Here is a 13,047-nt window from a genome sequence, read left to right as displayed (position 1 = left end):
GTCAAAGTACAAAAAACTAAGATCACACAACAAGGGAGTTAAAGATGAAGAGAGCAAGGACCTTTGCATTAGCAGCTGCAACTACAGTTATCGGTGGTGCTGCAGTGGCTCAGGATGTTGTCATTGGAGTGCCTAATTGGGCCTCTGTACGCGGTACAGCACACATTCTGAAAGTCGCGCTTGAAGACAATCTGGGTTTGTCAGTCGAGCTGCAAAATGGCACGAACCCAATTATTTTTGAGGCGATGGATTCAGGTGCAATGCATGTGCACCCTGAAGTTTGGATGCCAAACCAACAGAATTTGCATGATACATATGCAGAAGGAAAAGGATCCGTTGCGTTTAATCCAAATGCGGTTCTTTCAGATCAGCAAATCTGCGTCACACGTGATACACAGGAACGCACTGGAATTTCTGATCTTGCAGATTTGACCGACCCCGATATGGCGGCAAATTTTGATACCGATGGCGATGGCCGTGGTGAGATGTGGATCGGCGGTGCTGGATGGGCCTCCACCAATATCGAAAAAATTCGTGCTCAGTCATATGGTTATGCCGAGACCATGAATTTGATGGAAATGGATGAAACCCTTGCGCTTGCACAAGTTGATAATGCAGTAGCTCAAGGACAAAATATCGTATTCTATTGCTACACTCCGCATCACATGTTCTCGCTATATGATTTGGTTCCGTTGAACGAACCGGCATACGACGAAGCACAGTGGACAATTAGCCAACCAACTGATGACCCGAATTGGTTGGAAAACTCTACAGCGCCGACTGCATGGGACGCTGCCAAGTTGCATGTGGTTTATGCTACGGCTCTCGCCGAAAACCAACCTGAAGCAGCAGCAATGCTGTCTAATGTTATGCTGACCACAGAGCAAGTGAACGCAATTGTTTATGCATTGTCGGTTGATCAAACTGATCCGGCGGAATTTGCGCGCGATTGGGTCGACGCAAATTCAGACCTTGTGGATTCTTGGTTTAACTAACCACTTTTGAAAGATGACTTCGGGCGAATGCTTTGCCCGAAGTTCCAAGCGTGTCTGAGGGTTTGACATGAATGATGACGTAATCACCCTTGACGGGGTATGGAAAATTTTCGGTTCCAAGGCGGACGCTGCCATGGCCGCTATCCGCGAACGAAATTTGTCCAAAGCAGAAGTGTTGCAAGAATTTGGGTGTGTGGTCGGAATAGCCGATGTTTCGTTTTCAGTTAAACGTGGCGAAATTTTCTGTGTCATGGGGCTGTCTGGCTCCGGAAAATCGACAATGGTGCGCCATCTCAATCGGCTGATTGAGCCCACAGCGGGAAGTATCTCGGTTATGGGAAATGACATGCTTAATCTTTCCGGAGATGCGCTACGCGAAATGCGCGCAAAAAAGATTGGGATGGTGTTCCAACATATGGCGCTGCTGCCCCATCGCACTGTGCGTGACAATGTTGGTTTTCCTTTGCAAGTACGAGGTGAACCTAAAGCAAAACGCTGGGAAGTTTCGCAAAAATGCCTAGAGCAAGTTGACTTGACGGGCTTTGAGGATCGGTTTCCGCGCGAGTTGTCAGGGGGAATGCAGCAGAGAGTTGGCTTGGCCCGCGCTTTGGCGTCTGATCCTGACGTGTTGCTTATGGATGAACCATTTTCTGCGCTTGATCCTCTCATTCGCCGGCAACTTCAGGATCAGTTCATGGCGCTATCAGCAGAGCTGGACAAAACGACGGTTTTCATTACTCACGATCTCGATGAGGCCATCCGCATTGGTAATAGAATTGCGATTATGAAGGATGGGCGGATTGTTCAAATCGGTACTCCCGAAGAGATTGTGACACAACCCGCTGACGATTATGTTCGTGATTTCGTCGAGGGCATTTCCAAACTGAAATTGGTTTTTGCCCATTCAATTATGGTACCTTTGAATGAATACACGCCATCACGGCCTGTTAACTTTGAAAAAAGCCCCCGTGCACATCACGGCACTGACCTTGATCATCTGATTGATATCGCAGTCACGACCGAAAATGTCATCGTTATCACCAGTGACGACGGCGAAGATATCGGCGTTGTGGATCGTGCAACGCTGTTACGTGGCATTCAGGGAGGCAAGGCATGACCGATATAGCTGGAAATAAAGATCAGAGTGTCTCTGCATTTGTGCAAGAAAACTCGACCTATTATCAGGCCGAATTCGATAAAATTCAGGGAAAAACCGGGTTCACTTGGTCGTGGAACTTGATGGCTGCCCTTTTTGGTCCCCTGTGGGGGGCTATCCGAGGCGCATGGGGCTTTTTCTGGGTATTTATTGTATTGGAGCTATTTGCACTCGTTCAGATCGGACGGGGACTTTGGGGGGAATTGGGCGCAGAGCAATTGGTGCGACATGAACGCCTGTTGGGCAATATTGCACGCCGCGAGGAACAGGCTGCTGAGCTCTTGGCCGCTGGTGACGCTGCGGGTGCTGAGGCAAAGCTCAATATTGCGAACAACCTCAGAAATGCCGCGGATAGAGCGCTAGAGGCTGCAAATAGTGCAGATAGTGCTGCGACTATGATTTTGCTGACGGGGCTTGCGCTCATGTTGGCGGTTAAATTGATCGAAGGTTTCTACGCTAACTATGCTTATGAGGCGCAATATCTTCGCTGGCGTGCTGGGGAAAAAGCGCAATCAGGTTTGAAACGTACCTCTCTGTTTTTTGGGGTTGTTGGGCTCATTGCAATTTGGCCGCTGACGTTGGTGCGTTTCACCTTCGCAAAACCGGATGAAGCAGTGGCGAACGTTACAGGTGGCCTTTTGGGCGATCGTATCCCAATCACAGAGTTTCCAGTAGGGCGGGAGTATTTTGCACTTCTTTCTAGGAAAGGTGATGACGGGTTTGATTGGTTAGCTAATAATTTTGGCGATGTCTTTGACGGGGTGACTGCGAGCATTCGCTGGCTACTTGATGGCCTTGAGGTTTTACTTATCCAAACACCTTGGCCGGTTGTGATGTTCGTGACCGTTGTTATGGCGCTACGTTTGGCTGGCCCACGAGTTGCCGTCTTTACTGCAGCATCATTAGCATACTTGGCGTTTATGGGACTGTGGGAATTGTCCATGATCACCATTGCCTTGATCGGGGCAGGGGCATTTTTATGTGTGCTCTTTGGTATTCCTCTGGGTATCTGGTTCGGAAAATCTAAACGCGCCTATGCTTTTGCTGAGCCGGTATTGGACTTTATGCAAACGATGCCCGCATTCGTTTACTTGATTCCGATCATCGCGTTCTTTGGCACGGGTAAACCACCCGGCGTGCTTGCAACTTTGGTGTTTGCGATGCCGCCTGTGATCCGATTAACGGCATTGGGTATGCGAGGGGTCCCTGAAACGACCAAAGAGGCAGCAATCGCATTCGGTTGTTCTAAACGACAGCTGCTGTTCAATGTTGAATTACCGCTTGCCTTACCGTCCATCATGACTGGCATTAACCAAACTATTCTCATGTCATTGTCTATGGTGGTGATCGCGTCGTTGATTGGGGCTGATGGGCTGGGTGCATTGATCCTCGAAGCATTGCAATACGCGGCCAAGGGGCAGGGCCTGTTGGGAGGGCTCGCAATTCTCTTCTGTGCGATGGTGATCGATCGGATTGCCCAAGGCATGTACCGCAGAAAAATTGGCAAAGAATAATACCTTTTTCCGTGACTTCCTCGGTGCGACCGTGCGCATCGGGGATTTTTTTAAAGGACAGAAATATGACCGATACACACCTTAACTCTATGATGGAAAACCTTTATTGGTGGGGCATTCCCACCTTGTTTCGGTGCCCAAACGAAGGTCCTGAAGGGCAAGATATCGCTCTGGTAGGGGTCCCACATTCCACAGGGAATGGTACAACCGAACGAGATCAGCATTTGGGCCCCAGAGCTGTCCGTAATGTTTCCTCAGTTGCGCGAAGAATGCATGGGGAGTTTCAATTGGATCCGTGGACGGCCGCCAAAATAGCCGATGTAGGCGATGTCCCTTTTCCACGTGCGAACGACAATGAAGATTGTATCGAACAAATCACCCGATTTTACACCAAAATCGACGAGGCAGGTGCGCGGCCGATTTCTGTTGGTGGTGACCATTCTATCACTGGTGGAATTGTTCAGGCCCTTGGGTGTGGGAAAATAACTAACGGCGAGCCGATCTCGTTCCTTCATTTTGATGCACATACAGATGTCTTTACGAAGGTTGATCATTTCTTGGGTGCAAAGAAATCGGCAGCGCATTGGGGGGCGTATCTTGCGGATCAGGGGAAAGTTGATCCGACACGGTCAATGCAGATCGGATTACGAGGGCACGCGCGTACGCTGGATTGGCTGGAGCCATCCTACGAATATGGATATAATGTTGTAACCATGAAGGAATTTCGCAAACGCGGCATTGATGATGTGGTGGCGCAAATCCGTTCAGTGTTGGACGGGCGCCCTGTATACATCACCTTTGACCTTGATTGTCTTGATCCTACAATCGCTCCCGCTGTGTCAAATATCGAACCGGGTGAAAAAGGGTTCGATATAGATGAAGCGGTAGCGCTGCTAAGAGCTGCGCGCGGCCTGAACATTGTCGGTGCCGATATTGTTTGCATGATGCCTACAAAAGACAGCCCCAATCAGATCACCGCGCTCACGGCCTCTGCATTGATGTTCGAAATGATTTCGATGATGGCTGAAAACACTCAAGAAGCGAAAGTTTGACTGATGAACACTAAGAGCGATGCATTCTTTCAACCCGTTTCGGCGATGGAATTGGCCCGGTTTGCCGGCGTCCCCACATTTATGCGCTTGCCCACTGTATCGTCTGAACATCCGCGTTATAGCGATGTGCAAATGGGATTGGTTGGCGTGCCATGGGATGGAGGTACGACAAATCGACCCGGTGCGCGCCATGGTCCACGCCAATTGCGCGATTACTCGACCATGATCCGAGCAATGAATCCGGCGAATGGCATCAACCCTTTTTCTTCACTCAATTGCGCCGATTTAGGGGATGTTCCACCAAACCCCGTTGATATCCATGACAGTCTTGATCGTGTAACTTCCTTTTTTTCTGGTCTAAAACAGAATGGCATATTGCCGATGACTGCCGGTGGTGACCATCTCGTTACGTTGCCTATTTTAAGGGCGCTTGCTAGTGATGGCCCACTAGGGCTTATCCAATTTGATAGTCATACCGATCTCTTCGACACGTATTTTGGTGGTCATAAATATACTCATGGAACGCCATTTCGGCGTGCGGTCGAGGAAGGGTTGATTGATCCAAAGCGCTTTGTCCAAGTCGGTATTCGGGGAACGGCGTATAATACTGAAGACATAGATTGGGGAATTGCTCAGGGTATTCGAATTATTCGCATCGAAGAACTATTTCAGAGGGGCATCGCAGACGTCATGTCAGAAGTACGTGAGATCGTAGGTGATCAGCCCACGTATTGTACTTATGATATCGATTTTGTTGATCCAACGTTTGCGCCTGGAACTGGAACACCTGAAATAGGAGGGCCAAACAGCTTTCAGGCTCAACAGGTTATTCGGGAATTGTCAGGTGTGAATTTGATTGGTGCGGATTTGGTCGAAGTTGCACCGCCATTTGATGCCGCGGGTGGAACAGCATGGTTGGGTATTTCGTTGATGTTTGAATTAATGTGTATTTTGGCCGAGGCTGCAAAGAACCGACAGATACGCGGTTCTAGCCACGCTGTTTGACAACGAAAAAATGTATTCGGAGGGCGCTAGATTTCAGTATCTGCCCTCTGACGCCTAGCGACGGCTCGTCCGTTCTCTGAGCGATACCTAGGCTAGGCATGCATGTCTTCAGTCGCAATAAGGATATATAACGTGGTCTATAAAACAGTGGCCGCGTTATATTCATTTGCGAAATCTGGGAATGTTGGGCGTTACTAAACCTAATGGTAACGCGCGGAGTTTGCGTGTTTTAGAAAATCAAGATTTGGTATTTTGTGATCTCATTTAATAGAAAATTGGCTGGGGTGGTAGGATTCGAACCTACGGTGCACGCTACCAAAAAGCGTTGCCTTACCACTTGGCTACACCCCAACCGTAGGGCGGTATTACGTTGCTCGACGGGGTAGTGCAAGCCCTGAAATGCGAAAAAAGTAGTTCATACGCATTTTTTTTAGCAGGGCTTACTCTCGTCAATATATTTGCCCTTAGATCGTCTGATCGTAGTCCCCAATAGACGGTTCGGTACGAATAATTTTGTCAAGATCTTCGAAAATTTTGACCATTTCTTCTTTACTTTCAGGGCTTTCACATACAACGACCAGATTCGGTGTGTTGGAAGAAGCCCGCACCAATCCCCAAGCGCCGTTGTCTAAAATGACGCGTGCACCGTTGACCGTAACAATGGTTTCAATTGCACGGCCTGCCAGTGTTTGACCTGATTTCTCGTGAGCGAGAAGCTTGTCGACCAGTCGCTCTAATACGTCGTATTTTTCTGTGTCGGCACAGTAGGGAGACATTGTAGGGGTCGCCCAAGTTTCAGGTAAGGCGCGTCTGAGATCGGCCATGGATTTGGTCGGGTTGCGATCTAGCAGTTTGCAAATTTCTACGGCAACGCGCAGCCCGCAATCATAGCCACGCCCAATAGGCTCAGCTAAAAAGTAGTGACCAGATTTTTCAAAGCCCGCGAGCGCACCCAACTCGTGCACGCGGCGCTTCATGTGGCTGTGGCCTGTTTTCCAATAGTCTGCCTTAACGCCCAATGCTTTGAGTTCAGGGTCTGACGCATATAGGCCAGTGGATTTTACATCTGCAACAAAGGTTGACCCCGGATAAATTTTTGCGAGATCTCGGGCCATGATAACACCGACTTTGTCCGCAAAAATTTCTTCACCTTCGTTATCGACCACGCCGCATCTGTCGCCATCACCATCAAACCCGAGTGCAAGGTCAGCCCCTGAAGCGCGGACAGACGCCGACATATCGTGCAGCATCTCCATTGCTTCGGGGTTCGGATTATAATGCGGGAATGTGTAGTCCAATTCATTGTGTGATGGGACAACTTCGACGCCGATCCGCTCAAACAGCTCAGGTGCAAATGCGGAGGCAGTTCCGTTGCCTGTTGCACAAACGATCTTAAGCGGACGGGACATTTTAAAGTCCCCGATCAGGTCGTCGAGGTATGCTTCTTTCACGCCATCAACGAAGGTATAGCTACCGCCTTCACGCGTTTGCATTTTGCCTTGAAGCACAATATCGCGCAGTTCGTTCATTTCGTCTGGACCGTGGGTTAATGGGCGTTGAAAACCCATTTTAACCCCAGTCCATCCGTTTGGATTGTGAGAGGCAGTTACCATTGCAACGGCGGGTACATCCAGGTGGAACTGGCTGAAGTAAGCCATAGGCGACACCGCTGGACCAATGTCTTTTACATGAATACCCGCCTGCATCAGGCCAAGCATCAGGGCATTTTTGATAGAAAGCGAATAGTCGCGATAGTCGTTTCCGACTGAGATTTCGGGCTTAAGCCCGTGCAGGTGCATTTGTGTACCTAACCCAAGGCCAAGTGCCGTAATTCCGGGTAAGTTTATGTCATCTGGGTACTTCCAACGCGCATCATATTCACGAAACCCAGTGGGTGTAATCATCGCATCACGCAAAAACGCCCAGCAATTTTGTTCAACAGAAGTTTTAGGAGGCATAGCCATTATGGTCACCGTAAAAAGGAATTAAATTGGGGCTCAAAGTTTTCTCGGAGCCCCAATGAATTATGAGGATACTTGTTCACGCAGAATAGATAGGGTGAGCGATAGCATTAAGTAAATCCCAGAAAAGATCAGAAACGCGAGTATGGTATTTTCAAAACTACGCGGGTAGGTGGGTTCATCCGGGGGGACCGGACTAACACTTTCGACCAAGTACAGAGCCTGACGCTCTGCTTCAGTGCGCGCTATATCTAGAGATTGCGCAGCTTGGCCTACCAGTGCCATGCGAATTTCCACCTGTGAACGTGCAATTTCAAGCTCACCCGTGATACCAGCCAAAGACCTACCTTCGCGATATGTTTCAGTCAGTTTGGATTGTTCTTCGGCGATCATCGTCTCTAAATTACTGATACGGCCACGCATTGGGTTGATCCTGGCCTGATTTGGATTGGTGTTCGCTTCAAGTTCAGCCAAACTTAGGCGTTCCTCGGTCAAACGAGATTGCAACGCGCTGATTTGCCCGGTGATGAGTCCAACCGTGGTGTCAGAGCTGATAACGTTATATTGCTCCTGCAAGGCAACCACATGGCGTTGAGCATCTTCTAGCTTTTGCTCGGCTTCTTCCGCGCTTTCGCGCGCGCCGCTCATTTGATCCGTACGAACGCGTTGAGACATGCTATCGACATGTTCTTCGGCAAGAGAAATTAACACTCGTGAGAATTCTTCACTGGCCTCAGGTGTGGCCGCAGAGACCTCCATACCGATAATACCTTCGGTTGGATCAAACGAAATAAGCACATATTTGCTGTAAAGAGAGTAAGCATCCTCGAGCGATGAATCCTGCTCAAGTTGTTGAAGTGGATCAATGTTATCGCCGCTAAAGTGTTCAATAAACCCTGCCTCTTGATCTAGTCGCACCAGAGCTGATCTGTTTTGCAGGAAAGCCTGAACAGAAATAGATTCCGTTATGTTGGCAAGAGAGGAACCGCCCAGCAGGCTGCCTGCGCCTGTACCGGTATTGTCGGCCTTCTGAATTTGAAACTTAGACACAGTTGCATACAGCGGGGAGGCAATATTGTAGTAATAATATCCTGCCAAAGCGGTTGGTAAGAAAACAAAGAATGCCAGTCGGGCCAGCAAAAGGACCAATTTGCGGCGACGACGCTTTGCGATGTCTAACTGAATACGTTGAATTTCTTGGAGGCGATTGTTTTCAGCGCGCACCTCTGTTGATGGAACTTGCGGCGTAGCAGTTTTATCTACCGTCTGCGGAAGGTTTTGCGTGAGTGCATTGTCTTCGCCCGCAACAACCAGCTCCAACATATTTGATCGCTTGAACGGGTCGATACCTTTTTCCCGCAGCAAACGAATGGCATCATAATCAGACGTTGCAGCCAGACCATTGCGTTGCGCTACACGGCGGGCCATACGCAATTGACGTCCGGTTAATCCCTCGCGGCGGATATCGGCAAGTTGTTCTTCGACGGAAACCTCGCTGGCGCTTGAAACTTGGCCGTCGCGGGCCGGAGCAGGCGTGCCCGGCGCAGTTGTGTTGACTGCGCTTTCGGTTGGCTGTTGCTCAGTACCAGCCGTGTTGCCACGCCTGATCCGGTACTTTCTAGCTTTGGGTTTCGTAGTCATAAAGCTGTTTCGCTTCTTCTAAAGTGTCAAACATATACAGGCGGCCGTTCTTAAGAACGCCAGCGGAGCGGCACATTTTTTCGAGGATTTGAGGGCTGTGAGAGACGATGATAACCGTTGTTGTTTCCAGTCGTTCCCGTAAGATTTCACCAGCCTTTTTATTGAATTCTACATCAGTTGTGCCAGGCATGCCTTCGTCGATCAGGTAGATATCGAAATCAAGCGCAAGCAAGAGCGCAAAAGAAAAGCGGGCGCGCATCCCCGCACTGTAGGTCGCAACGGGCATGTTGAAATATTCTTCAAGGCCACAAAGCCAACGGCAGAATGCTTCGACATAATCTGGGTCTAAGCCATAAAGGCGGGCGATGTATCGCGAGTTTTCCATGGCAGAAAGCTTTGGGATCAACCCGCCCATGAAGCCCAATGGGAACGAAATTTTGGAGGTGCGGATTATCTCGCCTTCGTCAGGTTTTTCGATACCAGCCATCATATTAACGAGAGTCGTTTTGCCCGTGCCGTTTGCGGCCAATATCCCCATGGAGTTTCCGATTTCGACGCGAAACGACGCCTGCTCAAGAATAACCTTGCGCTGGGTTCCGGTCCAAAAAGATTTACTCACGTTTACGAATTCGAGCATTGGTTCGCCCTTAACTGCCTGTGCGCTGTCCCTTTCCGGGACATGTCGTGGATCATTCTACAGACCCTTTTGGGCATCATTATGTCTGAACCACGTATCAATTTACAACGGAGAATAGTTAATTCTTCGACCAATAGCGGAAAAAAAACAAAAAAACCGATACAATTGTACCGGTTTCTCTGAACAATATAGGTATTTATGGGGGGAAATTAGAGTTCTTGTTTCTCAACCCGCAACAATTTTCCAACAACTATCGAAATAAATGCCGCGGCAAAGCTGAACAATGCCCCCATTTTTGCAGCGTCCTGAACAGATACGCCACTTGGAAGCGTTTCGTTGCTGAAGGCCACGGTTGCGATGAACAATGATACCGTAAATCCGATTGCGGAAACACAGCCCACGACAATGAGATCTACGACGCGCATGCCTGCTGGCAATCCGAGGCCAAGAGGTTTCGCAGCAAACCAACCAAAGAGCAAGACACCAAGGGGCTTACCAATCAATAGTCCAGCAAGGACCAACCATGTTGGCTCTGCAATGGCTGAGAATTCCACGCCAGCATTCGCGAGGCCGAAGAAGAATAGGATGATTTCAACCGGGTGTTTCAGTTTGTGTTCGATGTCATTCAACAAATCCGTCAGATACTTCTCAGCGTCTGAGAACAAACCAAAGGCGCGATCTGCATGCGGAATTGTCGGAACAATCGGCAATAGACCTAGCGCAGGGTGGATACCTGCCTTCATGAAGCCATACCAGCTTAGCGCTGCTGCGACGAGGTATGGCAAGAAGTTTAGTTTTTGACGCACAAAAGTTGAGATTGGGCGTAGCTCTTTGCCTTTGTCCAACACGCGTGGCAGCCAGTTGAACAACGCGTACACACCAACCGCGGCGGCAAGCGAAAGTAGCAACCATTCCAGAGCGAGATCACCAGATGGATAGAAAATGGCAAGAATAATGAGGCCTGCAGCATCGTCGGCAATTGCCAAAAGCAATAAGAAACGAACCGCTGGATGACCCGCGCCAAACACCATACGACCTACAAGATAGGAAAATGCGATGTCGGTCGCTGTTGGGATAGCCCAACCATTTGCAACGGCGTCGTATACATCTGACCCCATGAACGCTGCCAGCCCTAGGTAAACTGCGATCGGACCAAACATACCGCCTGCTGTTGCGAACAGAGGCGTCGCCGCCTTTTTGCCGCGCAATGAACCATTTTTCAGGATCACAGCTTCCCAAACTTCCTTTGCAGCGATGGCAAAGAAGAATGCCATCAGCAAGTCGTTTACAAGGTAGTGAAGGGTGAGAACACGTTCGACATCGCCGACTTCGTACGCTTCGGCACCGTGACCATAAGCATGTGCCCAATGAGAGTAATGTACTCCGATGTAATCATTGAACCACAATGGCGTTTCAATGAAGTGGTGATATCCACTCGCATCGGTATTCGCCCAAACCAGCGCGATTAACGCACCGAGGATCAACAAAATTGAATAGTTCGTAACAAAATTCCAGACACGATACATCTGCGACGGCTCCCACTTCTTTTGGCACGGGATAATGTATTCACATTGTGGGGGCAACCAAATGTGTAACAAAGCAGCTGGATAACGCAAAGGTGTTATCGAGAAATGCGAAATTTTGGTAAGATTGCTGTAGAGTGGTGAAATCGAGAGAAATAAACGTTCATAAAGTGACATGACCACGAATTTTAATAAGCTTCATAATGAATTGCGTAATTGTTGCATCTGCAAAGACCGATTTTTTGCAACTGCCACAATGCATGAACCGCGCCCCGTTGCTTGGTTTTCCAAAGGTGCAAGAATTTTAATCGCGGGACAGGCGCCAGGAATGCGAGTGTACGATTCAGGTCGTCCATTTACCGATCCTTCCGGCGATCGGCTGAGAGATTGGATGGGACTGAGTGATTCTGAGTTTTATGATCAGAACAGTATTGCAATTGTCCCGATGGCATTTTGTTTTCCTGGCTATAATGAAAAAGGAGCAGACCTCGCACCTCCGAAAATTTGCGCGGACACTTGGCGTGCTCCGGTGTTAGAAGTCTTACCAAACATACAACTGACATTGTTGGTTGGGGGCTATGCCCAAAAATATCATTTGGGCACTGCGGCCAAAGGGGGGGTGACGCAAACTGTGATGGCTTGGAGGGATCACGCACCTGACGTCTTTGCCTTGCCCCATCCGTCTTGGCGCAATACAGGGTGGATAAAGAAAAATCCTTGGTTTGAAACAGAGCTTCTTCCTGCGCTCAAATCTCGGATAGCTAAGGTGCTAAGCGATGACGAATTTAACGCCGATTGATACGGCCCATCAGACGATGGATACACATCCAGACGATGAAACGGCGCGGCTAAATTTCTATGCACGTCTAGCTGAAAGCGAACTCTTCATATTACTGGCCGAAGAAGCCGACGGTGACAATATCGCACCACAGGTGTTTGAGGTCGACGGTCAGTCCTTTGTTTTGGCGTTCGACCGGGAGGCACGTCTAGCTGAGTTTGCAGGCGAGATCGTTCCATACGCATCTGTGTCTGGTCGTGTTCTTTCGGGTATGCTTGCGGGCGAAGGGATTGGCATCGCTTTGAACCCAGAGGTCGCGCCGTCGGAAATTTTGTTGCCTGCTGAGGCGATAGAATGGTTGGCCGAAACATTGGCTTCCTCCCCCGAAGAAGTCGATGAAGCCCCACAATCATTGACCGCGCCTGTTGGGTTGCCTGAAACACTGATGGTTGCACTAGACGGTAAATTGGCCCTTATGGCAGGTCTTGCCACACAGGCCTATGTTGCTGGGGTCGAATACGAAAGCGGACGCAAAGGGCATCTTTTAGGGATTGTCGGTGCGACACCCGGTGCTGAAGGTGCGATCGCTCAGGCGGTGTCAGATGCGCTTGTGCTGTCTGGGATTGAGGCTGGGGCATTAGACGTTGCGTTTTTCCGTGCTTCGGACACGATCTGTGCCTCATTGGCCAAAGTCGGTTTGCGCTTTGATTTACCAGAGCCCACGGCCAATGATGGCCCGTCAGCCCCGGGTATGGATCCTAATAGTCCGCCCAAATTGCGCTAGG

General features: G+C 49.4%; 11 protein-coding genes and 1 tRNA gene. 7 read left to right on the top strand and 5 right to left on the bottom strand.

Annotated features, from left to right (window positions below):
• Nucleotides 1-44: 44 nt before the first annotated feature.
• From G9C99_RS06295 to speB, 5 genes are all read left to right on the top strand, one after another.
• Nucleotides 45-995: an ABC transporter substrate-binding protein gene (locus G9C99_RS06295; RefSeq protein WP_166416603.1), complete on the top strand. Its 951-nt coding sequence runs from the start codon at nucleotides 45-47 to the stop codon at nucleotides 993-995.
• 67 nt (nucleotides 996-1,062) lie between these two features.
• Nucleotides 1,063-2,112 carry a quaternary amine ABC transporter ATP-binding protein gene (locus G9C99_RS06290; RefSeq protein WP_166416602.1) on the top strand — a complete coding sequence of 350 codons (1,050 nt, stop codon included), beginning with the start codon at nucleotides 1,063-1,065 and terminating at the stop codon, nucleotides 2,110-2,112.
• Nucleotides 2,109-3,665: an ABC transporter permease gene (locus G9C99_RS06285; RefSeq protein ID WP_166416601.1), complete on the top strand. Its 1,557-nt coding sequence runs from the start codon at nucleotides 2,109-2,111 to the stop codon at nucleotides 3,663-3,665. The genes G9C99_RS06290 and G9C99_RS06285 overlap by 4 nt, the downstream gene beginning before the upstream one ends.
• A 65-nt stretch (nucleotides 3,666-3,730) precedes the next feature.
• A complete protein-coding gene (locus G9C99_RS06280; protein ID WP_166416600.1) occupies nucleotides 3,731-4,717 on the top strand; it encodes an arginase family protein in 987 nt (328 codons plus the stop codon).
• 3 nt (nucleotides 4,718-4,720) lie between these two features.
• The gene (gene speB / locus G9C99_RS06275) at nucleotides 4,721-5,722 is read left to right on the top strand and encodes an agmatinase (RefSeq protein ID WP_166416599.1); all 1,002 of its coding nucleotides are present in this window, start codon (nucleotides 4,721-4,723) and stop codon (nucleotides 5,720-5,722) included.
• Between the two features lie 276 nt (nucleotides 5,723-5,998).
• Here speB and G9C99_RS06270 read toward each other — a convergent pair.
• The 5 genes from G9C99_RS06270 to G9C99_RS06250 form a co-directional block, all read right to left on the bottom strand.
• Nucleotides 5,999-6,073, bottom strand: a tRNA-Gln gene (locus G9C99_RS06270).
• A 113-nt stretch (nucleotides 6,074-6,186) separates the two neighbouring features.
• The gene (locus tag G9C99_RS06265) at nucleotides 6,187-7,680 is read right to left on the bottom strand and encodes a phosphomannomutase/phosphoglucomutase (protein WP_166417104.1); all 1,494 of its coding nucleotides are present in this window, start codon (nucleotides 7,678-7,680) and stop codon (nucleotides 6,187-6,189) included.
• Nucleotides 7,681-7,746: 66 nt separating this feature from the next.
• Nucleotides 7,747-9,324 carry a capsule biosynthesis protein gene (locus G9C99_RS06260; protein ID WP_166416598.1) on the bottom strand — a complete coding sequence of 526 codons (1,578 nt, stop codon included), beginning with the start codon at nucleotides 9,322-9,324 and terminating at the stop codon, nucleotides 7,747-7,749.
• Entirely contained in the window at nucleotides 9,302-9,961 is a 660-nt protein-coding gene (locus G9C99_RS06255) for an ABC transporter ATP-binding protein (protein WP_166416597.1), read from the bottom strand. Before G9C99_RS06255 ends, G9C99_RS06260 begins: the two co-directional genes overlap by 23 nt.
• A gap of 209 nt (nucleotides 9,962-10,170) precedes the next feature.
• A complete protein-coding gene (locus tag G9C99_RS06250) occupies nucleotides 10,171-11,487 on the bottom strand; it encodes a Na+/H+ antiporter NhaA (protein ID WP_166416596.1) in 1,317 nt (438 codons plus the stop codon).
• 172 nt (nucleotides 11,488-11,659) lie between these two features.
• Here G9C99_RS06250 and G9C99_RS06245 point away from each other — a divergent pair, with 172 nt between their 5' ends.
• Both G9C99_RS06245 and G9C99_RS06240 read left to right on the top strand, forming a co-directional pair.
• Entirely contained in the window at nucleotides 11,660-12,283 is a 624-nt protein-coding gene (locus tag G9C99_RS06245) for a uracil-DNA glycosylase family protein (protein ID WP_166416595.1), read from the top strand.
• Nucleotides 12,261-13,046 carry an SseB family protein gene (locus G9C99_RS06240; protein WP_166416594.1) on the top strand — a complete coding sequence of 262 codons (786 nt, stop codon included), beginning with the start codon at nucleotides 12,261-12,263 and terminating at the stop codon, nucleotides 13,044-13,046. The genes G9C99_RS06245 and G9C99_RS06240 overlap by 23 nt, the downstream gene beginning before the upstream one ends.
• The last annotated feature ends 1 nt before the right edge of the window (nucleotide 13,047 follow it).

Source organism: Cochlodiniinecator piscidefendens, assembly GCF_011326755.1.
GTDB classification, from domain to species: domain Bacteria; phylum Pseudomonadota; class Alphaproteobacteria; order Rhodobacterales; family Rhodobacteraceae; genus Cochlodiniinecator; species Cochlodiniinecator piscidefendens.
Note: the sequence above shows the minus strand (reverse complement) of the source record. Positions and strands in the feature narration are given on the sequence as shown.